This is a genomic window from Candidatus Zixiibacteriota bacterium (assembly GCA_035574315.1).
GTDB lineage: Bacteria > Desulfobacterota > Binatia > UBA9968 > UBA9968 > DATLYW01.
In genome coordinates this window covers 108,512-133,994 of the sequence record DATLYW010000031.1, presented here as the reverse complement: position 1 = coordinate 133,994, position 25,483 = coordinate 108,512, and the positions used below count along the sequence as shown (strand labels likewise).

26 protein-coding genes are annotated in these 25,483 nt (G+C 64.3%); 13 read left to right on the top strand and 13 right to left on the bottom strand.

Features of this window, described 5'->3' with window-relative positions; genetic code table 11:
• A complete protein-coding gene (locus VNN77_10870; GenBank protein ID HXG51897.1) occupies nt 1–1,038 on the bottom strand; it encodes a cupin domain-containing protein in 1,038 nt (345 codons plus the stop codon).
• A 154-nt stretch (nt 1,039–1,192) separates the two neighbouring features.
• Between VNN77_10870 and VNN77_10865 the strand changes: the two genes are divergently transcribed.
• The 4 genes from VNN77_10865 (at nt 1,193) to VNN77_10850 (ending at nt 6,818) form a co-directional block, all read left to right on the top strand.
• On the top strand, nt 1,193–2,941 hold the full coding sequence (locus VNN77_10865; protein HXG51896.1) for a thiamine pyrophosphate-requiring protein: 1,749 nt from the start codon (nt 1,193–1,195) through the stop codon (nt 2,939–2,941).
• A 104-nt stretch (nt 2,942–3,045) separates the two neighbouring features.
• Nucleotides 3,046–4,518 carry an aldehyde dehydrogenase family protein gene (locus tag VNN77_10860; GenBank protein HXG51895.1) on the top strand — a complete coding sequence of 491 codons (1,473 nt, stop codon included), beginning with the start codon at nt 3,046–3,048 and terminating at the stop codon, nt 4,516–4,518.
• 12 nt (nt 4,519–4,530) lie between these two features.
• Entirely contained in the window at nt 4,531–6,066 is a 1,536-nt protein-coding gene (locus VNN77_10855) for a benzoate-CoA ligase family protein (protein ID HXG51894.1), read from the top strand.
• Between the two features lie 50 nt (nt 6,067–6,116).
• On the top strand, nt 6,117–6,818 hold the full coding sequence (locus tag VNN77_10850) for a class II aldolase/adducin family protein (GenBank protein ID HXG51893.1): 702 nt from the start codon (nt 6,117–6,119) through the stop codon (nt 6,816–6,818).
• A gap of 10 nt (nt 6,819–6,828) precedes the next feature.
• Here the strand turns inward: VNN77_10850 and VNN77_10845 are convergent, their stop codons facing one another.
• Complete coding sequence (locus VNN77_10845) at nt 6,829–7,818, bottom strand: ABC transporter substrate-binding protein (protein ID HXG51892.1); 990 nt, start codon at nt 7,816–7,818, stop codon at nt 6,829–6,831.
• Nucleotides 7,819–7,939: 121 nt separating this feature from the next.
• Between VNN77_10845 and VNN77_10840 the strand changes: the two genes are divergently transcribed.
• From VNN77_10840 to VNN77_10825, 4 genes are all read left to right on the top strand, one after another.
• Entirely contained in the window at nt 7,940–8,902 is a 963-nt protein-coding gene (locus VNN77_10840) for an ABC transporter substrate-binding protein (protein HXG51891.1), read from the top strand.
• A 191-nt stretch (nt 8,903–9,093) separates the two neighbouring features.
• On the top strand, nt 9,094–9,801 hold the full coding sequence (locus tag VNN77_10835) for an SDR family NAD(P)-dependent oxidoreductase (GenBank protein ID HXG51890.1): 708 nt from the start codon (nt 9,094–9,096) through the stop codon (nt 9,799–9,801).
• 115 nt (nt 9,802–9,916) lie between these two features.
• The gene (locus tag VNN77_10830) at nt 9,917–10,276 is read left to right on the top strand and encodes a hypothetical protein (GenBank protein HXG51889.1); all 360 of its coding nucleotides are present in this window, start codon (nt 9,917–9,919) and stop codon (nt 10,274–10,276) included.
• Nucleotides 10,277–10,295: 19 nt separating this feature from the next.
• A complete protein-coding gene (locus VNN77_10825) occupies nt 10,296–11,162 on the top strand; it encodes an isocitrate lyase/PEP mutase family protein (protein ID HXG51888.1) in 867 nt (288 codons plus the stop codon).
• Nucleotides 11,163–11,165: 3 nt separating this feature from the next.
• On the opposite strand, the gene dnaN is transcribed toward VNN77_10825, so the two are convergent.
• Together dnaN and dnaA are read right to left on the bottom strand one after the other, a co-directional pair.
• The gene (dnaN, locus tag VNN77_10820) at nt 11,166–12,272 is read right to left on the bottom strand and encodes a DNA polymerase III subunit beta (GenBank protein HXG51887.1); all 1,107 of its coding nucleotides are present in this window, start codon (nt 12,270–12,272) and stop codon (nt 11,166–11,168) included.
• Nucleotides 12,273–12,501: 229 nt separating this feature from the next.
• Nucleotides 12,502–13,833 carry a chromosomal replication initiator protein DnaA gene (gene dnaA, locus VNN77_10815; GenBank protein ID HXG51886.1) on the bottom strand — a complete coding sequence of 444 codons (1,332 nt, stop codon included), beginning with the start codon at nt 13,831–13,833 and terminating at the stop codon, nt 12,502–12,504.
• A 374-nt stretch (nt 13,834–14,207) separates the two neighbouring features.
• Here dnaA and hemL point away from each other — a divergent pair, with 374 nt between their 5' ends.
• The 5 genes from hemL (at nt 14,208) to atpE (ending at nt 17,363) form a co-directional block, all read left to right on the top strand.
• Complete coding sequence (gene hemL / locus VNN77_10810) at nt 14,208–15,503, top strand: glutamate-1-semialdehyde 2,1-aminomutase (protein HXG51885.1); 1,296 nt, start codon at nt 14,208–14,210, stop codon at nt 15,501–15,503.
• A 103-nt stretch (nt 15,504–15,606) separates the two neighbouring features.
• The gene (locus VNN77_10805) at nt 15,607–15,825 is read left to right on the top strand and encodes an AtpZ/AtpI family protein (GenBank protein ID HXG51884.1); all 219 of its coding nucleotides are present in this window, start codon (nt 15,607–15,609) and stop codon (nt 15,823–15,825) included.
• Complete coding sequence (locus tag VNN77_10800; GenBank protein ID HXG51883.1) at nt 15,788–16,168, top strand: hypothetical protein; 381 nt, start codon at nt 15,788–15,790, stop codon at nt 16,166–16,168. Before VNN77_10805 ends, VNN77_10800 begins: the two co-directional genes overlap by 38 nt.
• Before the next feature lie 3 nt (nt 16,169–16,171).
• The gene (atpB, locus tag VNN77_10795; GenBank protein HXG51882.1) at nt 16,172–16,969 is read left to right on the top strand and encodes a F0F1 ATP synthase subunit A; all 798 of its coding nucleotides are present in this window, start codon (nt 16,172–16,174) and stop codon (nt 16,967–16,969) included.
• A gap of 67 nt (nt 16,970–17,036) precedes the next feature.
• Complete coding sequence (gene atpE, locus VNN77_10790; GenBank protein HXG51881.1) at nt 17,037–17,363, top strand: ATP synthase F0 subunit C; 327 nt, start codon at nt 17,037–17,039, stop codon at nt 17,361–17,363.
• A 28-nt stretch (nt 17,364–17,391) separates the two neighbouring features.
• Here the strand turns inward: atpE and VNN77_10785 are convergent, their stop codons facing one another.
• From VNN77_10785 to thiL, 9 genes are all read right to left on the bottom strand, one after another.
• A complete protein-coding gene (locus tag VNN77_10785; protein HXG51880.1) occupies nt 17,392–17,868 on the bottom strand; it encodes a dCMP deaminase family protein in 477 nt (158 codons plus the stop codon).
• Between the two features lie 24 nt (nt 17,869–17,892).
• A complete protein-coding gene (locus VNN77_10780; GenBank protein HXG51879.1) occupies nt 17,893–18,675 on the bottom strand; it encodes an SAM-dependent chlorinase/fluorinase in 783 nt (260 codons plus the stop codon).
• A gap of 206 nt (nt 18,676–18,881) precedes the next feature.
• Nucleotides 18,882–19,829 (bottom strand): hypothetical protein, encoded by a 948-nt coding sequence (locus VNN77_10775; GenBank protein ID HXG51878.1) that lies wholly within the window; start codon nt 19,827–19,829, stop codon nt 18,882–18,884.
• 13 nt (nt 19,830–19,842) lie between these two features.
• Entirely contained in the window at nt 19,843–20,421 is a 579-nt protein-coding gene (locus tag VNN77_10770) for a D-sedoheptulose 7-phosphate isomerase (GenBank protein HXG51877.1), read from the bottom strand.
• A gap of 62 nt (nt 20,422–20,483) precedes the next feature.
• Nucleotides 20,484–21,677 (bottom strand): DegT/DnrJ/EryC1/StrS family aminotransferase, encoded by a 1,194-nt coding sequence (locus VNN77_10765; protein HXG51876.1) that lies wholly within the window; start codon nt 21,675–21,677, stop codon nt 20,484–20,486.
• The gene (locus tag VNN77_10760) at nt 21,670–23,073 is read right to left on the bottom strand and encodes an HD domain-containing protein (protein HXG51875.1); all 1,404 of its coding nucleotides are present in this window, start codon (nt 23,071–23,073) and stop codon (nt 21,670–21,672) included. Before VNN77_10760 ends, VNN77_10765 begins: the two co-directional genes overlap by 8 nt.
• Before the next feature lie 6 nt (nt 23,074–23,079).
• The gene (locus VNN77_10755) at nt 23,080–23,505 is read right to left on the bottom strand and encodes an archease (GenBank protein HXG51874.1); all 426 of its coding nucleotides are present in this window, start codon (nt 23,503–23,505) and stop codon (nt 23,080–23,082) included.
• Nucleotides 23,506–23,627: 122 nt separating this feature from the next.
• Nucleotides 23,628–24,377, bottom strand: coding sequence for a nickel pincer cofactor biosynthesis protein LarB (larB, locus tag VNN77_10750; GenBank protein HXG51873.1), 750 nt, complete (start codon nt 24,375–24,377; stop codon nt 23,628–23,630).
• 63 nt (nt 24,378–24,440) lie between these two features.
• Entirely contained in the window at nt 24,441–25,433 is a 993-nt protein-coding gene (thiL, locus tag VNN77_10745; protein ID HXG51872.1) for a thiamine-phosphate kinase, read from the bottom strand.
• Nucleotides 25,434–25,483: the final 50 nt, after the last annotated feature.

Below are 25,483 nucleotides of genomic sequence, written 5' to 3'. Positions count from 1 at the left end.
CTACTCCTGAACCAGCTGGAATTCCTCGATGCCGTTTTTCTCCAGCTCCCGCAGATACTCGGCCTGGATCTCGGGCGGTTCCTCTTCGAAGGGAAGCATGTAGTGGAGCGGCGTGCGATAGCGGTCCTGGCTGTACTTCGGGCTCCGGCCGCGCATCGCAAAGTGCCGCATCGGCGTGCGGCCGGTGTTGAAATGGGCGTGAAACATGAGGTCTCCCGGCGAGTAGATCGATCCGGGGCGAATCTCGAAGCGTTGCCGCGGCTCGCCCTCGCGCCAGACCATGGCGAAGCCGGTGCCCTGCGTGACGCAGACGACCGCGCCGGGGCCGTGACGGTGAAACGTGCTGCGGCTGCCCACGGGGAACTCCTGGATGTGACACCCGTAGGTGGTGCCCGCCAGGCCGAAGCGCATGATCTTCACCCCTTTGCCTTTCATCGGGTAATCGTCGAGAGGAAAGGTGTTGACGTCGGGGATCAGGTTGGTTTCCCAGCTCCGCACCGTCAACCGCTTGTTATGGCGAAAAAAATCGGGATCGTCGTCGTAGCGGTCGCGGAACCGAAAATCGTTGCGAAAGATGAATTCCTCGTTGTGAAACAGGTTGAGGATGTGCGGCAGGTTGGTTCCCGCCAAGAAGCAGACCCGCTCCGTGCCGGAGGCGTTGAAATGCTGATACGAGACGTTCAGCGGAATCGCGAAGACCGCTCCCGCGCTCCACTCGAAGGTCCGCTTCGCCCTCTCCTCGTGCCAGATCGTGGTCGCGCCGCGTCCCTCCGCGACGTAGATGATCGTCTCGAACATGTGCCGCTGCGGGTGCGTCTGGCCCCCCGGCGGAATGGCGCAAACGTAGGCGTCCGTGTTGTCCTGGTCCCCCATGTTGAGGTAGCAGCCCAGCGCCCCCATCCGCCGCCACGGCCTGAGCTCGACCGCCGTGAAGTCTTCCACGAAGTAGCCGCGGATCACCGGCAGCCCTTCTCTGGCCAGGAAAGCCTCGTAAGGGGTCGGTCCCAGCTGGATCGCGTCGCGAATGGGAAGCCGCATCGATTCTCGTCCTCCGTCCGCACTTCCGGGCCGGGCCCAGTTAACGCCAACGTCCTCGGGAAGTCAAGAAAACCGGAGTGCTCGGCGTCCGCCCGCGTTGCAAAACGGCGCGGCAAGTGACAAAGTGGCCGCGCCGATAACACGGAGACGCCCGATGGACCAAAAGGAGAAGATCGTCCCGGTGGCTAGCGGTGCCGAAGCCTTCCTGGAACAGTTCCGGTCTCTTGGCGTGGTCCGGTACCTGTTCGCCAATACCGGCACGGACCACGGCCCGATCATCGAAGCCCTCGCGAAGTCGGGGCGCGAAGACCCGCGCGACATCCGGACGATCGTGGTGCCGCATGAGCTCGCGGCGGTTTCCATGGCCCACGGCTACTATAACGTCACCGGCCGCCCCCAGCTCGTTCTCGTGCACACGCTCCCCGGAACCGCCAACGCGCTTGGCGGCCTCATCAACGCCCGTTCCTCCAACGTTCCGCTTTTCCTCGTCGCCGGCAGGACGCCGGTCACGGATGGAGAGCTACGCGGCGGCAAGAGCCAGAACATCCACTGGCGTCAGGAGTCGCGCGACCAGGGCGCCCTGGTCCGCGAATTCGTCAAATGGGACTACGAGCTGAGAACCAACCAGAACCTCGGGGCCGTCGTGGCGCGCGCGTTCAGAATCGCCATGAGCGAGCCCCGCGGCCCGGTCTACCTCACGCTGCCCCGGGAGTGGCTTTGCGAGCACCTCGAGTCGACCTGTCTGCCGGCCGCCGAATCCCTTTCGCCGGCAACCGCAACGCAAGCGGACCCCGGCGCGCTCGAACGGGCCGCCGACCTTCTGCTGGCGGCCGACCGCCCGCTGATCGTCACCAAATACCTCGGCCGGAACCCCCACGCCGTGCCGCGGCTCATCGAGCTGGCCGAGCTCCTGGCCGTTCCCGTGGTGCAGCAGCCGACCTACATGAACTTCCCGACCGATCACCCGCTTTCGCTGGGGACCCACACCCCACGCCACGCACGCAGCGCCGACGTGCTGTTCTTCATCGACATCGACGTCCCGTGGGAGCCTCCGGATCCCGCCCTGCTCCGCCCCGACGCTCGTATCATCCACCTCGACCGCGACCCGCTGTTCACCGAGATCCCGGGGTGGGGATTTCCCGCCCACCTTCCGATCGCCGCCTGCTCCGAGCTGGCGCTGCCGGCGCTGATCGACGCAGTGCGCAAAAAGCTGACCGCAGGTGCCATGGCGTCCGAGAAGCTCGAGGAGCGGCGCCGCCGAATCGCGGCGGAGCACGACGAAATGGCGCGGGAGCGGGCGGCGAGCCTTCAGGCAGCGCGCCGCGACAAACCCATCAACCCGCTCTGGCTCTCCAAGTGCATCGGCGACGCCATCGATGAGAGCACGATCATCGTCAACGAGTCCGTCACCTCCCGCCTGGCGGACACGCTCGACCTTCGCCGCCCCGGATCGCTTTTCGGCACCCCGCCCGCGGGCCATCTCGGCTGGGGGCTGGGAGCCGCCATCGGCGCGAAGCTGGGCGCGCCTGGCGCCACGGTGATCGCCGCCGAGGGCGACGGCTCGTATATGTTCGCCGCGCCCACGGCTTGCCACTTTACGGCACAGAAATACGGCATCCCGTTCCTGACGGTGATCTACAACAACGAGTCCTGGAACGCGAGCATCAACGCCGCGCGCGGCCTCTATCCCGAAGGCGTGGCGGCCAAAACCGGCAATTTCCCCGGCACGGACCTGACGCCCTCGCCCCGCTTCGAGCTGACCGCGCAGGCCTGCGGCGCCTATGCCGAGAGGGTCGAAGAGCCCGACGAGCTGCCCGCCGCTCTGGAGCGCGCTCTCAAGGCGGTCAAGGAGGAGCACCGCCAGGCGCTCCTCAACGTGATTTGCAAGAGCCCCCTGGCCTGAAGCCCCGTGCGCCGCGTGCCGGCTTCTCGCGCGGCGCCAAATTCTTGACAACCCCAGGTGAACATGATTGTTTTTGAAGCTCCGAAACATTGCGGAGGAGTTTCATGGCAAAGCTTTTTGTCGCCAGCGAGTTTACCGATTCCGAGAGCAAAGAGACCACGCCGGTGCGAAATCCCGCCACCGGCGAGCTGGTCGACAGCGTTCCCCGAGGCACGGTGGGAGACGTTCGCCGGGCAATCGACGCAGCCGCCGGTGCTTTGAAAAAGTGGTCCGCCATGGCTCCGTCCAAGCGCGGCGCGATCCTGCTTCGCGCGGGGCATATGATCCTCGAGCAGGAGCGCGAGCTGGCCGAGCTGCTTACACGCGAGCAGGGAAAGCCGCTGCGCGAGTCGATCCTGGAGATCCGCCGCTTCGTCCACACGCTGGAGCACTACGGGGGCATGGCCAAGAGCCTGCGCACAGGGGCCGTGTTGCTCGACAATGGCCGTCACGGGCTCATCCTGCGCAAGCCCCTGGGAGTGTGCGGTGCCATCGTTCCCTGGAACTTCCCCGTTTCCCTGATGGGCAACAAGCTCGGACCCGCGCTGCTCACGGGAAACACGGTGGTGGTAAAGCCGGCGGGCACCACGCCCCTCACCGACATCCGGGTATGCGAGATCATCGACCGGGCGATTCAGGAAGCGGGTGGACCCAAGGGCGTGCTCAACGTAGTGACCGGCCCCGGGAGCGTGGTCGGTGAGGAGCTTCTCGTCAACCCCAAGGTGAGAAAGATCGGCTTTACGGGCGCCACCGATACCGGCCGGCGGGTCATGCAGTCGGCCGCGAAGGATTTAAAGCACGTGACCCTCGAGCTGGGCGGGAGCGATCCGATGATCGTATGCGACGACGCGGACCTCGACCGCGCCGTCAGCGCCGCCTCTGTGGGCCGCTTTTTCAACTGCGGCCAGGCGTGCCTGGCGGTCAAGCGGCTCTACCTGTTCGAGAACATCGCCGATGTGTTCATCGAGAAGCTGATCGAGAAGGTGAAGAAGATCCGCGTCGGCAATGGCCTCAGCAAGGAAACGCTGATGGGGCCGCTGCACACCCGGGAGCAGCGCCAGGAGGTCGAGGAACAGGTCGAGGACGCGGTGAAGCGAGGCGCCCGGATCCTCTACGGCGGTGAGCGGCCCAGGGGCGAGGAGTACGACAAAGGCTTTTATCTCAAGCCCACGCTGGTGACCGACGTCGACCCGGCCTCCCGCCTGTTGCAGGAAGAGGTTTTCGGCCCCGCCCTGCCGATCGTTCGCGTCAGGAACCTCGATCACGCGATTGAGCAGGCGAACAACTCGATCTTCGGCCTCGGCTCCTCCATCTGGACGCGCGACATCAATCGCGCCATGGCCGGCGCCGAGCGTATCGAGGCCGGCTACACCTGGATCAACTCGGCGCAGATCATCTATGACGAGCTGCCGTTCGGCGGGGTCAAGCAGAGCGGCCTCGGCAAGGAGCACGGCGAGGAGGCGATCGAGCACTACACGGACTCCAAATCGGTCGTCATCGCCACCGAGACGCAGTCCGAGATCGTCGGAGGCGAGTAGCGCCGTCGAGCGATGAAAATCGACCTCCCCGACATCTACAACGCCGCCACGACCTTCGTCGACGAGAACATCGCCCAGGGCCGCGGCGACCGCATCGCGATCTACCATCAGGACCGGACGTTCACCTACCGGGACGTTTTCGAGAGGGTCAACCGCGCGGGCAACGCGCTGCGTGACCTCGGGGTGGAGCTGGAGCACCGGGTGCTCCTGGTGCTTCCCGATTGCCCCGAGTTCGCCTTCGCCTTTTTCGGTGCGATCAAGATCGGGGCCGTGCCCATTCCCACCAACCCGTGGATGACGGCAAAGGAATATGACTACCTGCTCAACGACAGCCGTGCCCGTGCCGCCATCGTGCACGAGTCCGTCGCCGGAGAGTTCGAAAAGATCCGCGGTCAGGCGCGGTTCTTGAAGCACCTCGTGGTCGTGGGCGGGCCGCGGCCCGGTGGGCTATCTTTCGATGCGCTCCTCGACAAGGCCTCCGACCGGCTCGAAGCCGAAAAGACCAGCAAGGACGACGTCTGCTTCTGGGGATACACGTCCGGCAGCACAGGGCCGCCCAAGGGCGCGGTCCATCTGCAGCACGACATGATCTACATCACCGACCTGTTCGTGAAGCCGGTCCTGGGAATGACCCAGAGCGACGTCTGCTTTTCGGCATCGAAGCTCTTCTTCGCTTACGGCCTCGGCAACTCGCTCTACTTTCCCTTTCGTTTCGGCGCCGCGACGGTGCTCTGGCCGGAACGGCCGGAGCCCGAGAAGGTCCTGCAGGTGATCGAGCGCTACCGTCCGACTTTCTTTTTCTCGGTGCCGACGCTCTACGCCCGCTTGCTGCGAGTCGAGAAACGCTACGATTTGAGCTCGCTCAGGATCTGCCTGTCCTCCGGCGAGCCCCTGCCGCCGGCGCTTTTTCATCAATGGAAGGAGCGGTTCGGGCTGGAGCTGCTCGATGTCGTGGGCTCCACCGAGGCCACCCATGACTTTCTCGCCAACCGGCCCGGTCGCGCCAAACCGGGCAGCAGCGGCGAGGTCACGCCCGCGTTCGAAGCAAAAATCGTCGACGAGGAGGGACGGGAGGTACCCATCGGGCAGGTCGGCAATCTCCTTGTGAAGGGAGACGCGAACTCCCCTTACTACTGGAACAAGCACGAGCAAACCAAGCGGACCATGCTCGGCGAGTGGCTCAAGACCGGCGATACCTACTACCGCGACGCCGACGGCTATTACTGGTACTGCGGACGCTCCGACGACATGCTGAAGGTCGGCGGTCTCTGGGTATCCCCGATCGAGATCGAGAACACCTTGATGGAGCACCCTGCGGTCCTCGAGGCCGCCGTGATCGGCGATCCCGACGACGATGGATTGGTGAAGCCCAAGGCTTACGTGCTGCTCAAGGCCGAATACCAGCCCGGGGAGGCGCTCAAGAAGGAGCTGCAGAACTACGTCAAGGGCAGGCTCGCTCCCTACAAGTACCCGCGCTGGGTGGAGTTCGTCGACGACTTGCCGAAGACCGTTACCGGAAAGATCCAGAGGTTCCGGCTACGCCGCTGACGCTCGCCGCAGAGCCGGCTTCCGACATCTCCGGACATCGAGGAGCTCCGATGAATCTCAGAGAACTGAAAGAAACCCTGGCGTTTTCCTGCAATATTCTGGCCAACGAGGGCCATTGGGACAACATTCTCGGCCACGTCTCCGTGCGGATCCCGGGCCAGGACAGGATCCTGATGAAGCCCCATGGCTTCGGCTTCGAGGAGATTCGACCGCAGCACCTGATCGTGGTCGACCTGAACGGCAAGAAGGTCGAGGGAAAATACGAGCGCCATTCCGAGGTCTTCATCCATACCGAGATCTACAAGGCGCGCCCCGACGTGAACTGCGTCGTCCATTCCCACCCGCCCTACGCGACCGCCTTCGGCTCGCTCCGCCAGCCGCTGCGCCCGATCAGCCACGAGGGCAACATCTTCTACGACGGGCTGCCGCTGTTCGATTACACGACCGCCCTGATCCGGACGCCGGAGCTGGGCCGCGAGGTCGCCAAGAGCCTCGGGAACTGCCGCGGCGTCCTGATGAAGAATCACGGCTCCACGGTGGTCGGCCCGAGCATCGAGGTGGCGACGCTCTACGCGATCTTTCTCGAAAAGGCGGCGCGTATTCAGCTCCTCGCCACTGCCTCGGGCGACCCCTCCTGGACCAGCGACGAGGAGGCGAAGATCAAGTACGAGCAGATCTACACTCCCCACCGCCTCGAGTCGATGTGGGAGTATTTCGTGCGGCGGGCCAGGAAGTTGCGCCGCCGCGGTTGAGGCCGGCGCTCTAGCGCGCGGCGACCTTCCTGAAAACCCCGGCTTTCTCCAGCTCGGCGACCAGACGCATGTCGAGGAAATCGTCGGCTTTTGCGCTGCGCGCGGCCGGCTCCTTCTCCGCCACGTCCGCCAGCACCGCCTCCATCCCCTTGCGGCTCACGTAAGGCGGATACTGGAGATACTCGCGGAACTGGCTGTAGGTGTCCTCCTGAATCTCCGCGTCGCTCACCTTGAGGTATTTCTGAATCATTCGCATCGCCGCCGCCTTGTTGGTCTTGAAGGCATAGAGCCCCTCGCCGTAGGCCCGGATCAGCCGGCGGACGACCTCCTCGTTGTTCTTGAGATAGGAGCGGCTCGTGCCGATCGCGACCGAGACGTACTCGGGCCCTTCCTTCGCGAGGTTGACCAGCTCCCGAAATCCCGCTTTCCGCGCACGGCTGTTGGTGGGCGGCGAAACCACGCCGGCGTCGATCTGGCCCGCCGAAAGCGCGGTGAAGATGTTGGGCACCTCGACCAGGGGGAGGATCTGGTAATCCCCCGGCTTGAGCCCTCCCTGACCCAGCGCGAACAGCGCGGCGGTGTGCGTGGAGGAGCCCACGCGCGTGATGCCGATCTTCTTTCCCTTGAGCTCGCCCACGGCCTTGATCTCGGGCTTCGCCATCAATGAAAAGACCATGCGGTTGGTCGCGCCGGTGACCAGCACGAGATTGGCACCTTTCAGATTCGCCTGCGCCGCATTGTTCCCGTCCATGAACGAAAGGGCGATCTCGCCAGCGAGAATCGTCTGAATCGCACGCGAGCTCGACGGGATGTGGATCAGCTCGACGTCGAGACCGTTCTTCTTGAAAAACCCCTCCTGGTGCGCCATGAAGATCCCGCTCTGGGCGCCGGTGACCGCCGTCCAGTTGAAGCGCGTCTTCAGCTGGGCCGCGGATCGGCCGGGAAGAACCGCGAGCCAGACGACGGCGAGCCAGAGCGAAAGCGAAATAGGATTGAGCATCCGTTGTCTCCTTGCTTTGATTAGCCGCTGTTCCGTGCCAGAGGCGACAGTAAAATAGCTTTTTTGCCGGCCTTAGTCCAACCCGATTGGCAACCGGGCGCAGCCGTGGTAGAGAGCGGACATGAGCAAGAAGCTGCATTTGACCCTCGCCTGCGGCGACTACGAGAGTATCCGCGCGCTCAAGGAAGGAACCGTCAAGCCGGACGGCATCGAGCTGACGGTGCTGACCGACATGACCTCCGATGTCCGCCACTGGCGGATGCTGCGTAACCGCGAGTTCGACGTCGCCGAGCTTTCGATGTCCAACTACCTGATCGCCTGGCTCCGGGGTCTCCCGTTTACGGCGATTCCCGTCTTCCTCCACCGGCGCTTCCGCCACAGCTTCGTCTTCGTCAACACCTCCGGCAGCGTCCGCAAACCGGCCGACCTGATCGGCCGCAGGGTCGGCTTGAGGAACTTCTCCGCCACGGCCAACCTCTGGGTGCGCGGCATCCTGGAGCACGAATACGGGGTTCCCCACCGCAAGATCGAGTGGCTGAAACAGGACGAGGAGGAGGTCGACTTCACTCCCCCGCCCGACCTCTCGCTGCGCAGGGTGCCGCCCGGAAAAAACGTCGAGACCATGCTGCTCGATGGGGAGCTGGACGCCCTGATCCACCCGGAGCTCATACGCCCCATCCTGGACAACGACCCGCGCGTCGGGCGCCTCTTCCCCAATTACAAAGAGCTCGAGGTCGACTATTACCGGCGGACAGGAATTTTTCCCATCATGCACACGACCGCCATCAAACAGGAGATCGTCGATCGCTACCCATGGGTCCCCATCAACCTCCTCCAGGCCTTCGAGCAGTCCAAGCTCGCTGCTTACCGCCGGCTGGAAAATCCCCGGATCGTGCCGCTCGCGTGGTTCCGCCACGCGCTCGAAGAGCAGCAGGCCCTCCTCGGCAAGGACCCCTGGCCCTACGGCCTCGGCGAAAGCAACCGGAAGAACCTGGAAACCCTCATGCAGTACTCGTTCGAGCAAGGGCTGATCGACAAAAAGATGGAGCTGGACAGCCTTTTCGCGCCGACCGATGTAAAGTAAAGGCGGGTCCGCAGTGCAAGCAACGCTGGAGCAGCAAAGAAGCCACGCGCCATTTCGCAGCCTTTCTCCGTTGAGGCAGGCGGCGCGGCCCAGCGTCGCCCCTCAGCGACCCATCCCGACCGGTACACGCTCTGAGACGCTGATCCATTGCGTTCAGCGTCAAGCGCAACTGTGGGAGCCTGAATAAAACCATGTCTGTTGCAGTCGTTGCCGGCGTCGGCCCGGGCCTCGGCTCGTCCCTGGCGCGCGCCTTCGCCGCCCAGGGATACGCGGTTGCGCTGGTTTCGCGCAACGCCTCATCGGGCGAGCCGGCGGCGCGAGAGATCACGGCCGCCGGCGGACGGGCCCTGGTGGTCCCGGCCGACGTTACTCGCCCGGAGGAAGTCTCCGCAGCCGTGGCGCGCATCCGTGCCGATCTCGGCATTCCTGCAGCGCTCGCCTACAATGCCGGTGGCTACGCCCGCGGGCCGTTTCTGGAGCTGGATCCGGCGGCATTCCGCCGGGCCTTTGCGGTCGGCGTGATGGGCGCCGTGTATCTTGGACAAGCCCTCATTCCCGACATGCTTCGCGCCGGCGCGGGCTTCATCTCCGTCACGGGAGCCACCGCCGCCCTCCGGGGTCGCGCCGGTTTCGCGCCATTCGCGATCGCCAAATCGTCCCTCCGCATGCTGGCCCAATCGTGGGCGCGTGAATTCCACCCGAAAGGCGTTCACGTGGTCCATATCGTCGTGGACGGTCAGATCGACACGCCGAAGCTCCGGGAGCGCGACCCGGCCCCGTCGGCCGGGAGTCTGATCGAGCCGGAGGCGATCGCCGCGGCGGTCATCCACGCACTGAAGCAGCCGCGCAGCGCCTGGTCGCACGAGATCGACATCCGACCGAGCGTGGAGCCCTTCTAGCGGCGACGCCGACGTCCCCGTTCGACCGGGCGCGATTGATCTTCCGCTCCGATTGGCATAGATTTCACTGCGCCCGGGCGTTTCGGCCGTTCAGACCGGACGGGAAGGAGCCATTATGTTCGGCAAGGGACTGTATCAGGAGGAGGAAGCGCTGCTCAGAGACATCATTAGGAGCATCAACAAGAAGCTCGATTACAGCGCTCGTGAGGGAGAAGGATCCCGGTTCATCTTGCGCCTGAGCTTTCGGGGTCACGAGGGCGAGGTGGTGCTGAACATGGAAGATCTCACGGCCGCCCGGACCGACATCGTCAAGCGCCATCAGATCCGCCAGAAGATCAAGGCGCGCTTCGACCACCTTGATCGTTCCCGCTACGGCGACGACGTTCTCGGCCTCAAACCCGCCCGCCTGCTGCGCGCCGCCCCCAGACCCGAGCCAAGCCAGCAGCGCGGGTTCGGGCGCACCGTCCGCCGCTGAGACCCCTCTAGGAAACCCAATGGCGACTGGAAAAGGCGAACAAATACGAAAGCTTATCGCCGAAAAGGGCCAGCTCGTAATGCCCGGCGTGTACGATGCCCTGAGCGCCAAGATCGCCGAGCGCTCGGGCTTCGAGGTCATCTTCATCACCGGATACAGCCTTTCCGCGACGCTGCTCGGGCAACCCGACTTCGGACTGCTCACGCAGACGGAGGTTATTGCGGCGGCCACCCGGATTTGTTCTGTCACCCGCGTTCCCGTGATCGTCGACGCCGACACCGGGTACGGCAACGCCATCAACGTTATCCGCACGGTAGAGGAGCTCATCCGCGCGGGAGCAGCTGGCATGTTTCTCGAGGACCAGGTCTGGCCCAAACGCTGCGGCCACATGCGCGGCAAGCAGGTGATTCCGGTCGACGAGCAGCTGCGAAAGCTGCGCGCCGCGGTCGACGCGAGGAAAGGAAGCGATTTCTACATCGTCGCGCGCACCGACGCCCGGCAGGCTCTCGGACTTGAAGAGGCGATCGCCAGGGGGCGCGCGTTCAAAGAGTGTGGGGCGGACGCGGTGTTCATCGAAGCGCCTCTCACCAGAGAAGAGATGGCGGAGATCGCAGCGCGCGTGCCTGGCCCGCTCGTCGCCAACATGATTGAGCGGGGCGACACGCCGATCATGGAGGCCGCAGAGCTGCGCCGCCTCGGCTTTGCCCTCGTCGTTTGGCCCCTCGCGCCTCTCTTCGCGGCGGCGAGGGCCCTGACCGACGTCTACGCGACCTTGCGCAGCAGCGGCTCGACCGCCGCCGTTATCGACCGACTGATGCCGTTCGACGAATTCAACGCCATCGTCGGTCTCAAGGAAAAGTACGAGCAGGACGAGAAATACCGCTAGAGGCTAGAGCCTCATCGGCATCAGAACATAGAGGTAGGTCTCGTCCCCCCACCTCCGGATCACGCTCGGGCTCACCTCGTCCTTCAGCTCCATCTTGACCTCGCAGTCCGCCTCGAGAACGTTCAGCACATCGATCAGGTATCGCGCGTTGAAGCCGATCGTTACGGGCTTCCCGGTGTATTCCACCTCGGCTTCCTCAACCGCTTCCCCGAGGTCCGGGTTGCTCGTCGAGATCAGCAGGCGCCGGTCCCTGAATTCCATCTTCACGCCCTTGTAACGCTCGCTCGACAGGATCGACACACGCCGCAGCGCCTGCAGGAATTCGTCGTGGTCCAGCTTGGCGACGTTCGGGTTTCCCTTCGGAATTACCTTGCTGTATTCAGGAAAATCGCCGTCGATCAACCGCATGAAAAGCTCCACCTTGTCCCTGACGATCAGGGCCATATTTTCCCGGAAACCGATCGAGACCGTGCCGTCCTCACCGGAATCAAGGAGCTTTTTGACCTCAGCCACCCCCTTCCTCGGCAGGATCACTCCCTTAGCCAAGCCGAAATTTCCAAGGGACTGTTCCTCGAAAGCCAGACGGTGGCCGTCCGTTGCCACCATCCGCACTTTACTTCCATCCCCCTGCTCCATGTAGACGCCGTTCAGGCTGTACCGGGTTTCATCCATAGACACCGAAAAAATCGTCCGCTCGATCATACCTCGCAGGACGCTCGCTGCCGCCGACACGAGCCCTTCCGTGCTGAACCTAGGAAACTGCGGATACTCCCGTGCCTCCATGCCCACGATCTTGAAAACCGCCTTTCCGCTTCTGATCTCGACCCACTCGTTTTCCAGCTTCTTCACCCGCACCTGCTCGCCCGGAAGCTCGCGAACGATCTCGTAGAGCTTTTTCGCGTTGACTGTCACCGTCCCTTCTTTCCCTATCTGCCCCTCCACCGTCGCCCGGACTCCAACCTCGAGATCAGTCGCCGTGATGCGAACACCGTCTTTTTGCGCGTCGATCAGCACGTTGGCCAGGATCGGCATGGTATTGCGCCGCTCGACGATGCTCTGAGTCCAGTAGAGCGCGGCGAGGAGATCGCCTCGCGTAGCGTTTAATTCCATAGGAACCTCCCGACCCTTATCCTTCCTTGTATATATGAATTAAATCCGCAGTAGCAATAGCACTGTGGACAAGAGCAACAAGCGCTGAGAATCTAGCGCTGGCGCCGACTTGGCTTGTTCCTAGTGCCGGACCGCAGCGCCCGCTTTTTGGGTCTGGCCCGGCGCGGGAAGCAAAGGCAGGTGGTTATCCCCGTTTGCGGCCACGGTTTGCGCACAGGATGTGCACAAGCTACTTGCGGACATTCAGCGTCCGCTCGAGCTTTTCAATTGTGCTCTGCATGTAGGGATCCTCCTTGAGCCGTTTCTCGATGGCTTTGGAGGCATGGATGACCGTGGAGTGGTCGCGGCCGCCGAACTTGTCGCCGATCGCCGGGAACGAGGTTTCCGTATACTTGCGGCATAGGTACATCGCGACCTGCCTGGGAATCGCGATGTTCTTGGTGCGCCTCTTGGCCTTGAGATCGCCGAGCTTGATGTTGTAGTACTCGCAGATCGTTTTCTGGATGCTCTCGATCGTGATCTCCTTGTGGGAGCTCTTGAGGGTGTTGTGCAGGACCTCCTTGGCCAGTTCAACGGTGATCACCGACTTCGTGAGGGAGGCGAAGGCGCCGAGGCGGGTTAACGACCCCTCGAGTTCGCGGACATTCGAGTCGATGTTGGAAGCCAGGAAAATGGCGACTTCGTGCGGCAGCTGAACGCCCTCGCTCTCCGCTTTTTTCTGCAGGATCGCCACCCGGGTTTCCATGTCGGGCGGCTGGATGTCTGCGATCAGCCCCCACTCGAAGCGGTTGCGCAGGCGGTCCTCCAGCCCTGGGATCTCCTTGGGGAACTTGTCGGACGTGATCACGATCTGTTTGTGCGTCTCGTAGAGCGAGTTGAATGTGTGAAAGAACTCCTCCTGCGTCCTTTCCTTGCCGGCGATGAACTGGACGTCGTCGAGGATCAGGATATCGATGTTGCGGAATTTCGTCTTGAATTCGTCCATGCGGTCGCGGCGCAGCGACGCGATCAGCTCGTTCATGAAAGATTCCGAGCTCAGGTAAAGCACCTTGAGACCCGGCCGGTGAGCGACCGCACGGTGCCCGATCGCGTTGGCCAGGTGCGTCTTACCAAGACCGACCCCGCCGTAGATGAACAGAGGGTTGTAGTGGTCTCCCGGCTGGTTGGCCACGGCCATCGAGGCGGCGTGAGCGAACTGGTTGCTCGCGCCGATAACGAAATTCTCGAAGGTGTACTTCGGGATTAAGTTATTGAATCGCTGCCCCCTCGGCGGCTCCGGCTCTTCTTTTTTTTGTGCGCGTGCCGGCGCTTCCTTCGGTTGCACGCGGTTATTGACGGCGAGCGAGACGCGGATCTGCTTGTGCGATAGCGCCGAAAGGACGGCAGCGATCTGCGACAGGTAGTGCTCTGACAGCCAGTCGCGAAAGAACTTGTTGGGCACTTCGAGGACAAGCGTGTCATCGTTAATCGACTCCGCCCGCACCGGTTTGATCCATGTCTCGAAATTCTGTTTCCCTAGCTTTTCTCTCAGATGGACAAGGGCTTTTTCCCATAGTTCCATGACGTACACCGCTAAGAGAGCGGATTTCCAGGCGATTCCGGGTTGTACTTACGAACAGAGTTATCCACAGCTGTGGATAACTCCAAGACCCATGCGAAAAGCCTCCTCTTTCGAAGGCCACGCTGCAAAAACGTCAACAAGCTACCCATGGAAAAGCCTTGGTACCGCGGAAAGAGAAGTCTCTGGAAAAAACGTCGTGACGCTTGCGCCGGTCGCGGCTGACACGGCGCGAAAAATTTTCTCCCAAACAACCGAGGAAAATTTCATAATCCTTTTCCATTTCCTTTGCAACAAAAAAAGTAAAAAAATTTTTTTTCACACGCTGGCGCGCAACGTTGACAGGAATCGGCGCGCGGTGTTACGGGAAATGCACGATGCGCAGCGCCAAATCGCGCGCCTGGTTTCGGCGCGCCCAGCGACTGATCCCCGGCGGCGTCAACAGTCCGGTGCGAGCGTGGAAGGCGGTCGGCGGACATCCTGTGCTGATCGCTTCGGGCAACGGGTCGCGCGTGCGGGACGTCGACGGGAACGAGTACGTCGACTTCGTGGGCTCGTGGGGTCCGCTGATTCTCGGCCATCGTCATCCCCGGATCGTGCGCGCCGTCCGGGACGCTCTGCAGCACGGCACCACTTTCGGGGCGCCGACGACGCTTGAGGTTCGTCTGGCGGAGCTGATCAGCAAGCTCGTGCCTTCGATAGAGAAGGTCAGGCTCGTGAGCTCAGGGACCGAGGCGACGATGAGCGCGCTGCGGCTGGCCCGGGCTTTTACGGGGCGCCCGAAGATCGTGAAGTTCGACGGCTGCTACCATGGCCATGCCGACGGTCTGCTGGTCCGCGCTGGCTCCGGAGCCGCGACCTTCGGTCTCCCGGACAGTCCCGGGGTCGTCGGTGGAGCCGCCCGTGAAACAATCGTCGCGGCGTTCAATGATTCGCCTTCCGTCGAACGCCTCTTTGCCCGGTACGGCAGCCGGATCGCGGCCGTGATCGTGGAGCCGGTGTGCGGCAACATGGGCGTGATACCGCCACAGCCTGGATTCCTCAGCACTCTGCGCGATCTTACGCGCCGCCATCACGCGCTGCTGATCTTCGATGAAGTCATCACCGGCTTCCGGCTGGCGCTTGGAGGCGCCCAGGAGCTTTACCGAGTCAGGCCGGACCTGACCTGTCTGGGGAAGATCGCCGGCGGCGGCTTGCCGCTGGCGGCATTCGGTGGGCGGCGCGAGATCATGGACCTTCTGGCGCCCGACGGCCCCGTCTACCAGGCGGGCACCCTTTCCGGAAACCCGCTGTCGGTTGCGGCCGGCCTTGCGACGCTCGAAGAGCTTGCCCGCGACCGGAACGCCTACCGCAAGCTGGAGCGGAAGTCGCGCTTTCTGGAGGAGGGGTTCACCGAGGCGCTGCGACGGCACGACATCGCGGCCGTCATCAACCGGGTCGGCTCTATGATGACCGTCTTTTTCGGCGTGCGCAGCGTTCGCAACGCCGCCGACGCGCGCCGGTGCGACCGGCGCCGGTTCGCCGGGTTCTTTCACGGCATGCTGCGCCGCGGCATCTATCTGCCGCCGGCGCCGTTCGAAGCGGCCTTCGTCTCCCTGGCGCACAGCCGCGCCGATCTGGAGCGCGCCGTCGACGCTCTGGATCGGTGGGCTGCCCGGGAAGGCTCCGGTTGACCCGCCGGGGCGCGCGTGCTAAGAACCTACCGCAGTGGAGAAAGTTGGGGGCCGCCCCAACGGCCGGCACGACCGCCAGGCTCCGCTCCTGCGGAAAGCAGGCTTGTATCTGGGAATCGCGTTCGAACTGCCTGGAACCGTTCTCGGCGGCGCGCTGGTCGGTTATCTCGCCGACCGGTATTTCGACACCTCGCCATGGTTGTTCATCGCGGTGACGGCCGTCGCGTTCGGCGGCGCGATGGTTCGCCTGGTGCAGTGGGTCCGTTTTTTTTCTGGGGAAGACCGTGAACGACGCGGCGAAGAAAACCATCCAGCGGATTGAGCTGTGGCACGGGCTCGTGGTCGTGGCGCTGATCGCGGCCCTCGGACCCATGGGAGTCGCGGAACCTGGGTCGGTTGCAGCCGGCGGGCTGTTCATGGGGCTGAACTTCTACCTCCTGAGCTGCGCGGTTGCGGTCGTGCTCAAGCCGCTTGCGGGGAAAGGCCGGACGAGGGCTGCCGTGGGTTTGCTCGTGCTCAAGGTGCTTTGCTTTCTCGGGATCCTGGCGTTCGCCTTTTTCCGACTGAAGCTCGAGCCGGTGTCGTTCGCGCTCGGCTTCTCAGCGTTGCTTCCCGCAATCCTGTTCGAGACGGCGCGCGGCGCCGTCGGACTCGGCGAGAGCTGAACCATGGAACATCCTTTCACCTGGTACTTCCTGCTTCCCGAAGGAGTGCGGCACGCCGTAGGGGATCACACCTTTTTTGCGCTGGTCGCGGCGGTTTTGCTGTTCCTCTTCGCCGCAGCCGCTCGTGCGGCGCTCGAGCGCGCTCGGGACCCGGCCATTCCCGACGAGGGCCTGGGCGTACGGAACATCGCGGAGCTGCTGCTCCAGCTCGTGGTGAGCCAGAGCGACGCGATCATCGGCAGGGCGGGGCGGAAGTACGTGCCGTTTTTCGCGACCTTCTTCTTTTTCATTCTGCTCAGCAATCTTCTGGGACTGCTGCCCGGCTTTTCGCCGCCGACCAGCAACTTGAACACCACGCTCGGTCTGGCGCTGGTTTCGTTCGTTGGCTACAACGTGATCGCCGTGCGCGAGCAGGGGATCGGCTACTTCAAGCACTTTCTGGGTCCGATGACGAGTCTCCCGGGGCGCAGCGCGGCGGCGAAGCTGGCGTTCGTTCCCGTGCTGCTGATCTCCGCGAGCTTTTTCCTGATTCTCGAGCTGTTTTCCCACGGTTTCAGACCGGTGTCGCTGTCGCTGCGGCTCTTCGGCAACATGATGGGCGACCATCAGGTGATCGAAGCTTTCGTCGGCCTCACGAAAGTCGTCGTGCCGGTAGCATTTTACGCGATGGGGACCCTCGTGTCGGTGATCCAGGCGTTCGTTTTCACGCTGTTGAGCATGATCTACGTCGCCCTGGCGATCAGCCATGGCCACGACCACGAGGAAGAGGGGGCGCAACACTCGGCTCACGGACATCATTAAGCGCCGGCCGCGCAGAGGATGAGGAGAGAGGAGGGGATGGCCGGATTCGCTGGAAAGGAGGGGTAAGATGAAGAAGCTGGTCTCGCTTGCGGCGGCGGTCGGCCTAGCCGTGATCCATTCCGGGCTGGCGTTCGCTGCCGAGGGTGCCGCGGCCGGTCCGGAAGCACCGGCCAAGGTCGCCATCGCGATTGCGGCCGGAGTGGCCGTCGCGATCGCCGCTTTCGGCGCGGCTCTCGGTCAGGGCCGCGTCGGCGCGTCGGCAATGGAAAGCATCGGCCGAAATCCCAACGCCGCCGATCGCCTGTTCGTGCCGCTGGTGATCACGCTCGCGTTGCTTGAAGCTCTCGCGCTTTACGGCTTCGTGATCGCCATTCTCTTGCAAGCCAAGATTTAGGTGCGTGGGGCCGGGGGCCGGCGGAGGGCTACTGCCCTCCCGCCGGCCCCTCTGGAAGCTCCACGGGATAGAGGTTGACCTGCGTATAGCGCAGCAGCTCGTCCAGCGTGTTCAGCTTGTAGGGCTTTTCATAATAGATGTTCTTGATGCCCGTATTCACCAGCACCTTGAGGCAGTGAATGCAGGGAGTGTGCGTGATGTAAATGGAGGCGTCCTTGATGCTCGAGCCGTTCTTGGCCGCCTGCGCAATCGCGTTCATCTCGGCATGGATCGTGCGGAAGCAGTTCTCCTCCGTGTCGCCGTTTGGCGTCCGGGAGTGGTAGATCAGGCAGCCGACATCTGTACAGTGCGGCATGCCGGCCGGAGCGCCGTTGTAGCCCGTCGCGAGTATGTTCTTGTCCCGGACGATGACCGCCCCTACCTTGGCCCGCGTGCAGGTCGATCGCTCCGCGACCTGGCGTGTAATGGTCATGAAGTACTGATCCCAAGTTAACCTCTCGCTCATGATGACCTCCTGGGCCGGCGGGCCCTAAGAGCCGACGGCGACGCTGACCGGATCGCCGATGACGGCTCCAGTTTTCAGCTGAGCGCTGCCGCGAAAAAGCGCGATCTCCACGAAACCCCAGCTGTTGACCAGGGCGATCAGCTCGCCGGAAGCGCCGGCCGCATAGTTCGAGGCCAGGCCGCGGATCATCTGCCCGCGAACGGTGATCGTCAGCGTCCGACGGTCCCAGTCCGCCAGGTCGGCCTCGCGAATGTTCGTAAAAAGGTTGCCGAAGCCGTCGATATAGAGGATGCAGCCATGGAGCGCGGCTGGCGACTTTCTTACCGCCGGCAGCTCAAGCCGGATGAACGTGCTCGCCCCGTAGCCAAAGGCGGCCGGCGGAACGCCCAAGGAGAGATGCGCCGCCGCCGGCGCGAAGATGTCGCGCCCGTGGAAGGTCGCGGCCGCGGGGCGCAGATGGTAAGCGGGGTTCGAAAGGCAAACCAGGCAATCGGGCTCGCGTCCCTCGAAGGCGAGGCTCAAGACGCCGTTGTCCGGTCCCACGAGGTAGGTGCCCCCGTATCCGATCAGCAGCGGCCGCCGCTCCGTGCCCACCCCCGGATCGACCACGACCACGTGAATGGAGTCCGGGGGGAAGTAGCGCACGGCCTCCCTCAGCGCCAGCGCCGCCGCGAGAACGTCCTGGGGCCGAATGCCGTGGGTGATGTCAATCACCCGCGCGGCCGGGTTGATCGTGGCAATCACGCCTTTCATGATGCCGACGAACGGGTCGACGTAGCCGAAGTCGGTCGTGAGCGTGATCAGCATGGGATTCGGCGTCTACCGGTGTGCGCCGGTGCCGGGCGGACGTCGTCGAGGTCTCCGTCCCGTCGGGTTCACTGGCTCAAGATCCCAGGACTGAGCGGCGGAAAAACCGGAGCCGGTTTTCCGTCGACGTCTGGATGCCCTCTTCGTATGTAACCAGAAAAGCGAAGGAGCGTAAAGGAGGGTTGCCGGACCGCAAGCGCCGGCTTTCACAGCGCTTCCAGAACGGCGGCGAAGAGCAACGGCACCATGATCTCCATGTGGCCGGTCAGGTGATAGCCCTTGCCGCCGTCGAGCGTAGGTCTCGAGACCACGTTGGTGAGCGGGCGGTAGTGGGCGATGAAGTCGAGGTTGACCGTGGTAAGGTTCCGCAGCGGGTGGCCGAGGTTGCGGGCGAGGCTTACGGCCTTGAGGAATACCTCGGGGAGCACCACTGCCGAGCCCAGATTCAGGTAAACACCGGCGTCGAGCGTGGCGACCACGGAAGCGAACGTGCGAAAGTCGCGCATCGTGCCCTCCCCGATCGCGGCGCCGTCGGCCCGTGGATGCATGTGAATGATATCCGTGCCGATGGCGACGTGCGCGGTCACCGGAATGCCCAGGCGGGCCCCGGCCGCGAGGATGCTCAGCCGCCGGTGCCGCAGCTTCGCCGCCAGGATCGCAGCGCCTACCGCGGCGCCGATGCCGAGGCCGCCGGCGACACCGTCGCTGATCGCCCGGTTCAGGAAAGAGCCGGTTTCCTCCGCCATGCCGAAGCTGCCGTCTTTGAGACTCGCAGCGACATCTTCCGAGGTCTTGCCCATGAAGGCGAGCTCGAAATCGTGGATGATGCCGGCTCCGTTGAGCGCGACCGCATGGACGATCCCGCGCTCCATGAAGTCGATGATCAGCGGGCTCAGGCCCACCTTGATCGGGTGAGCGCCCATGCCGAGCAAAACCGTTTTCCCGCTCCGGCTCGCTGCGGCGATCTTGGCCGCGACGGCCTTGAAGTTGCGGGCGGCGAGGATGTCCGGGAGACTCTCGATCCAGGACCGCAGGGTGATTCCCCGGCGCAGCTTTCCCCCGAGCAGGGAGCTTTGAACCTTGCTTGGCCTCCTGGCGGCGGGGTAGGTGCGGACCCGTGAAAAATCGAGCGGTTTGAAGGTCTTGGCGGCCATGGAGCCGGTGGGGTTAGCTCGAGGGAAAGAGTTGCTCGTCCACCAGCTCGCAAAGGACGTGGGCGATGAGGATGTGAGTTTCCTGGATCCGAGCCGTGGTCTTTGTCGCCGAGACGCACAGGAGGTGGTCGACGTTGCCGCGCAGCTTGCCGCCGTCGCCGCCGGTCATGCCGATCGTGGTGATCCCCAGGCGGCGGCAGGTGTCGACGGCGCGGAGCACGTTGGCAGCGTTGCCGCTGGTGGAGATCGCCCAGGCTACGTCACCGGGCTTGGCGAGCGCCCGGAGCTGCTTGGCGAAAACTTCGGCGTACTCATAATCGTTGGCGATGCTGGTTATGGCGGAGCTGTCGGTGGTCAGGGCGATGGCCGCGAGCGGCGGTCGCTCGGCGCGGTAGCGATTGACGAATTCGGCCGCGATGTGCTGCGCGTCGGCGGCGCTGCCGCCGTTGCCGAAGATCAAGAGCTTGTTGCCCCGGCGGAGGCAATCGACCACGGCCTCGGCCGCGGCGATGAGCGCGTCGCAGTGGTCGCGCAAAAACGCCCGCTTGACTTCCACGCTTTCTTCGAACGCGCGTCGGATGGTCTCTCGCATGGCGCACCCCGGCAACCTGGCGGTTCCGGAAGTTTCTAACACACGCGAAGAAAGGCGTAAAGCTATACGCGGTAGAATTCGGCGACGGCCTCCACCACCGTTCGCTGCTGCGCGTCGGAAAGCTCCGGGTAGAGCGGCAAGGCCAGCACCTCCCGGGAGGCCCGTTCCGCCCGGGGGAAATCTCCCGGCCGGTGGCCGAAATGGGCAAAGCTGGGCTGCAGGTGAAGCGGCAGCGGGTAATAAATTTCCGCCTGAATGGCCCGGTCGGCTAGATGGCTCCGGAGGTCGTCGCGGCGCTCTGCGCGGACGACGTAGTGGTTGAAGACATGCGCCAGTCCCGGGCAAAGCTCCGGCAGGGCGAGGATTCCGGCGCCGGGCAGACCGCTTTCCCGGAACAGCCGGTCGTAGGTCGCCGCGCGCTCGACGCGTTGCGCGCACCAGCGGTCGAGGTGGCGGAGCTTGACCGAAAGCACCGCCGCCTGGAGCGAGTCGAGGCGCGAGTTGATGCCGATCAGCTCGTGGCGGTACTTGACGCGCTCGCCGTGCATCCGCAGGACGCGGAGGCGCTCGGCGGCGGCTTCGGACGCGGCGACGACCGCGCCGCCGTCGCCGTAACCGCCCAGGGTCTTGCTCGGAAAGAAGGAAAAACAGCCGAAGTCGCCGAAGGTGCCGGCGAGTTTCTCCCCTCCGTCCGAGACCAGCCGGGCGCCGCAGGCCTGCGCCACGTCCTCGACGACCCACAGTCCCCGCCGGCGCGCGGTCTCGCACAGGTCGGGCATCGGCGCGCAGCGGCCGAAAAGGTGAACCGGCAGGATCGCCCTCACGGTCGTCCCGCTTTGCGGATGTTTGAGTCGGCCTTCCTCCTCGCGGCAGCTCCGGTCGAGGAACTCGGCGACGTCGGCCGCCGAAAGCGTGTAGCTTTTCGGGTCGATATCGAGAAAAAGCGGCCGCGCCCCGAGGCGGACCACGGCGGAGGCGGTGGAGAAAAAGGTGAAGGTCGGCACCAGCACGCCGTCGCCGGGCCCGATGCCGAGGGCCATCAAGGCCAGGAGCAGGGCGTCGCTCCCGGAGGCGACTCCTACGGCGCGGCCGCCGCGCAGGTAGGCCGCAAAGCGCTCCTCGAAGCGCGCCACCGCCGGTCCGAGAACGAACCGCTGGCTCTGCAGAACCTCGTCGAGAGCGGCGCGGACCTCCGTTTCGATCACCCGGTACTGCGCGCGCAGGTCGACGATCGGAATGCGGTAGGCGTCAGACACTGGTCTTGACCGCGGGTGCCCGGTTCTTGAGCGCTCGCTCCGCCACCTCCGAGAGGAGCTGGTCGTGGTCGTGGTCCAGGGCGAAGACGCGGAACTGGACAACCTTAGACGGGATGAACTCGAAGAGCTCGGCGAGCGACTCCTTGGTGATCTCGCCCGTGGAAGGGTCGAAGATGTGAATCTGCTTCTTGCCCATGGCGAAGGGGTTTTCCGGGCGGGGATCCTGGGTCGCCATGTCGACGCGAAAGACGAGACCGCGGCTTTCCTGGGGCAGCGCAGCGCGGATCCGCTTCTCCCAGTCGGCGTCCTGGAGCAGCGTGACGCCGTACTGCAGCTCGTTCAGCGACAGCGTGCGGTCGTAGGCCATTTTCCACTTGACCTCGCGGCGCAGCACCGTGTCCCATTCCCTGCCGAGCGCCTCGCGCTCCCCCTTTTGCCGGCGCCACCGCGAGACCTCTTCGAGCAGCGACCAGTCGGTGAGATAGAGGTAATCCTCCATGTGCTGGAGCGGGTTGCCCGGAAAGACGATCCGCATCGTCTCGGGAAAAATGTCCCTGAGATGGAGGTCGATGGCCCGGGTGGTGCGGTGGTAGTACACGTTCGTGTACAGATAGAGCCGGGTGTTCAGGAACATCGTCAGCGCGCTGTTGCCCGCCTTGTGCAGCGTCAGGCCTTTGGGGGAGAAAAACGTGTAGTAAAGCAGGCGGGCGCAATCCACCGGCCCGGCGGCCACGCCGCACATGTAGGAGTCGCGCGAGACGTAGTCCAGATTGTCGAAGGTGAAGATGCCGCTGGTCAGCGGCTGCAGAAAGCGCACCCAGCGAGGCATCTGCGGGTCGTCCTCGCCGTCCTTCTTGATCGGAAACGCCACGTACTCGGGCTTGAGCTCCTCACCCGGGGCGAACGGACCGTTCGGGCTGCGCCGCAGCTGGCAGATCAGGTCGCCGAGGTGCTTTTGAATGATCGCCTGCCCGAGATCCTCGTGCGTCAAGCCGTAGTCGTGCAGGAAGTTGTCGTCGAAGAAATGGCCGAACGGTCCGTGCCCGACGTCGTGGAGCAGGCCGGTGATGCGCATATATTCCTCGACCAGCGGGGCGGAGGGGCATTCGTCTCCCAGGACCGCGCGCAGGGACGGGTAGAGGTGCTTGGCGAACTCTCCGGCCAGGTGCATGGCGCCCAGGGAGTGCTGGAAGCGGCTGTGCTCCGCAGAGGGATAGACCCAGCGCGCGCTCTGCAGCTGGTAGATGTAGCGCAGACGCTGCACCCACGGCGAGTCGACGATCGCCTTCTCCGTCACCTCCCCCTTGCGCCGCGGGACGGTGAACTGGATATAGCGGTGGATCGGATCCGCGATCAGCGCCGTACCTTCGTATTCCGTGTCGGCCGGATGACTCATGAGCGCTCAGATCTCGAAGACGAGCTGGGCCGTCCACTGGTTTCCGGTCTTTTGCAGGCGGCTCTGGTGCAGGGCCACACCGACGATCTCCCTTTTGATCTCGTGTCGGTCGGGATCGATCTTTTCCCCGCAGACTTCCGCGCGCACCCGGGTCTCGGACGCCTCGCGCACGAGAAACTCCCTTAAAAGATAGCCGCTCCCTTGATAGAGGTAAAGCAGCTCACGGGTCCAGTTGACCATCAGATCGTCGAGGTCTGCCCCATCCACTTCGAGCTGAACCCGCTCCTTGACTTCGACCTTGTCGAGTTCGGTCATGAGGTCGAAGAGGGCGAAGCCAGCATTGGCGAACAGCTCGGACTGAGACTCTCCGACAATGCGAACGGCCAGCTCGGACTGCCGCGGAATGATGCGGTAACGCTGTCGACCGTCCATATCACAAACCCCTGCGGTGGGAAGAAATCGCTCGGGGGCTACCCGGCCGGGAAACGGCGCGTTTGGCAGCGGTGGTGTCACGCAGCATGAAGCCTGGGCGGAGCACGCTTCGGTGGCCCATTTTATACCCGGTTTATCAGGCCGGCTGCAAATCCGGCACCGAAGCCGTTGTCGATATTGACGACCGTCACCCCCGCAGCGCAGGCGTTGAGCATGCCGAGCAGGGCCGACAATCCGCCGAAGCTCGCCCCGTAGCCGACACTCGTGGGGACGGCGATGACCGGCTTGCCGACCAGGCCGGCGACCACGCCCGGGAGCGCTCCCTCCATGCCCGCGACGACGATCAGCACGGAAGCGCGTTCCAGCTGCGCGCGGTGCTCGAGCAGCCGGTGGATCCCTGCCACGCCGACGTCGTAGAGCGTCTCGACCCGGTTTCCCATCATGCGCGCGGTCAGCGCCGCTTCTTCGGCGACCGGGATGTCCGAGGTGCCGGCGCAGATCACCAGAATCGTCCCTCGCCCGGCGATCCGGATCGGCTTGCCGATCCACGTGGCGGCGCGCGGGGCGGCATGATAGCGCAGTCCGGGGACCAGGCGGCGCAGCCGCCGCCACTTCTCCGGCCAAAGCCGGGTGACGAGCACATTCGTGCGCCGCCGGCGCATCGCGCGGACGATCGCGGCGATTTCTTTCGGCGTCTTGTGCTCGCCGAGGATCACTTCGGAAAAGCCCTGGCGCAGGGCGCGGTGGTGATCGACCTTGGCGAAGCCCAGGTCTTCGAAGGGCAGGTCCCGAAGACGCTTCGCGGCTTGCGGGACCGTCAGCCGGCGGCTTCGCACGGCTTCGAGGAGGGCGGTCAAACGTTCAAAGTCCATCGCGCTGTTCGCGTCCAACAAAAAGGTGCAGCCGCGTATTATAATTTTTTCCCCGGATTGGGGCTATGGCGATTTGAAGTGGTCGTATCCCCCCGCGCCGACGCCCACCGGGCGGCCAGCGCCGTCCAGGACGACAGTCCCGCGCTCCGCCGCCACGCACTCGCCGATCCGCGTAAGGGGGAGGGAGAGCCGACGGGCAAGCGCCTCGATGCGCGGTCGCTCGCGGCGCCGGGCGCAGAACAAGAGCTCGTAATCCTCTCCCCCGGTCAGCGCGAAGCGCGAGCCCTGATCGCCGCAGAGCAACCGGTAGGCGGGCGACAGCGGCAGCCGCTCCTGCCAAACGACCGCGCCGACGTTGCTTGCCCGGCAGATATGGCCGAGGTCCTGCAACAACCCGTCGCTCACGTCGATCATCGCCGTGGCCATGCCCGAACGCGCCAGCCGGGCTCCAAGCTCGACTCGCGCGGACGGCCGGTGATGGCGCGCGAGGAGGACGGAGGCTTCGGGATGGCGGAGCTTTCGCGACCGGTGCTTCAACAGCATCAGCGCGAGCGCGGCGTCCCCGAGGGTGCCGGAGACGTAGATCTCGTCCCCTTCCCGCGCGCCCCCGCGGGTAAGCGGCCGCGGCGGTGGATGGCCGATCACACAAACCGAGATCAGCATCTTGGGCGCGGTGCTGGTATCACCCCCGACGACGGCGACGCGGCTTAGCGCCGCCAGGCGGCCGACGCCGCGATAGAGGGCCTCGATGTCCCGGCTGTCGAAACGGGCGGGAACGCCGACGGAGAGCACCGCGTAAGCAGGCACGCCTCCCATCGCTGCGATATCGCTCAGGTTGACCGCGAGCGCCTTGTAACCGAGATCCTCCGGGGTCGTCCACCGGAGATCGAAATGGACGCCTTCGACCATCAGGTCGGTGGTGATCAGGCAGGAGCCCGAGGACGTCCGAACCCACGCCGCGTCGTCACCGATGCCGATACGGACGCCGCGTGCGCCCGGCAGGATGCGGCGGACCCGCTCTATGAGACCGAACTCTCCGAGGCGGGACAGTTTCATAGCGGCCGGAAGGATTGAGCCGAAAACCGGCGGGGGAAGTTCTCGCGGAG

Bases quoted from the DNA above. Each gene is read 5' to 3' on its own strand.
- VNN77_10870 (HXG51897.1), bottom strand. From the start codon at position 1,038: ATGCGGCTTCCCATTCGCGACGCGATCCAGCTGGGACCGACCCCTTAC.
- VNN77_10865 (HXG51896.1), top strand. From the start codon at position 1,193: ATGGACCAAAAGGAGAAGATCGTCCCGGTGGCTAGCGGTGCCGAAGCC.
- VNN77_10860 (HXG51895.1), top strand. From the start codon at position 3,046: ATGGCAAAGCTTTTTGTCGCCAGCGAGTTTACCGATTCCGAGAGCAAA.
- VNN77_10855 (HXG51894.1), top strand. From the start codon at position 4,531: ATGAAAATCGACCTCCCCGACATCTACAACGCCGCCACGACCTTCGTC.
- VNN77_10850 (HXG51893.1), top strand. From the start codon at position 6,117: ATGAATCTCAGAGAACTGAAAGAAACCCTGGCGTTTTCCTGCAATATT.
- VNN77_10845 (HXG51892.1), bottom strand. From the start codon at position 7,818: ATGCTCAATCCTATTTCGCTTTCGCTCTGGCTCGCCGTCGTCTGGCTC.
- VNN77_10840 (HXG51891.1), top strand. From the start codon at position 7,940: ATGAGCAAGAAGCTGCATTTGACCCTCGCCTGCGGCGACTACGAGAGT.
- VNN77_10835 (HXG51890.1), top strand. From the start codon at position 9,094: ATGTCTGTTGCAGTCGTTGCCGGCGTCGGCCCGGGCCTCGGCTCGTCC.
- VNN77_10830 (HXG51889.1), top strand. From the start codon at position 9,917: ATGTTCGGCAAGGGACTGTATCAGGAGGAGGAAGCGCTGCTCAGAGAC.
- VNN77_10825 (HXG51888.1), top strand. From the start codon at position 10,296: ATGGCGACTGGAAAAGGCGAACAAATACGAAAGCTTATCGCCGAAAAG.
- dnaN (HXG51887.1), bottom strand. From the start codon at position 12,272: ATGGAATTAAACGCTACGCGAGGCGATCTCCTCGCCGCGCTCTACTGG.
- dnaA (HXG51886.1), bottom strand. From the start codon at position 13,833: ATGGAACTATGGGAAAAAGCCCTTGTCCATCTGAGAGAAAAGCTAGGG.
- hemL (HXG51885.1), top strand. From the start codon at position 14,208: ATGCGCAGCGCCAAATCGCGCGCCTGGTTTCGGCGCGCCCAGCGACTG.
- atpB (HXG51882.1), top strand. From the start codon at position 16,172: ATGGAACATCCTTTCACCTGGTACTTCCTGCTTCCCGAAGGAGTGCGG.
- atpE (HXG51881.1), top strand. From the start codon at position 17,037: ATGAAGAAGCTGGTCTCGCTTGCGGCGGCGGTCGGCCTAGCCGTGATC.
- VNN77_10785 (HXG51880.1), bottom strand. From the start codon at position 17,868: ATGAGCGAGAGGTTAACTTGGGATCAGTACTTCATGACCATTACACGC.
- VNN77_10780 (HXG51879.1), bottom strand. From the start codon at position 18,675: ATGCTGATCACGCTCACGACCGACTTCGGCTACGTCGACCCGTTCGTC.
- VNN77_10775 (HXG51878.1), bottom strand. From the start codon at position 19,829: ATGGCCGCCAAGACCTTCAAACCGCTCGATTTTTCACGGGTCCGCACC.
- VNN77_10770 (HXG51877.1), bottom strand. From the start codon at position 20,421: ATGCGAGAGACCATCCGACGCGCGTTCGAAGAAAGCGTGGAAGTCAAG.
- VNN77_10760 (HXG51875.1), bottom strand. From the start codon at position 23,073: ATGAGTCATCCGGCCGACACGGAATACGAAGGTACGGCGCTGATCGCG.
- VNN77_10755 (HXG51874.1), bottom strand. From the start codon at position 23,505: ATGGACGGTCGACAGCGTTACCGCATCATTCCGCGGCAGTCCGAGCTG.
- larB (HXG51873.1), bottom strand. From the start codon at position 24,377: ATGGACTTTGAACGTTTGACCGCCCTCCTCGAAGCCGTGCGAAGCCGC.
- thiL (HXG51872.1), bottom strand. From the start codon at position 25,433: ATGAAACTGTCCCGCCTCGGAGAGTTCGGTCTCATAGAGCGGGTCCGC.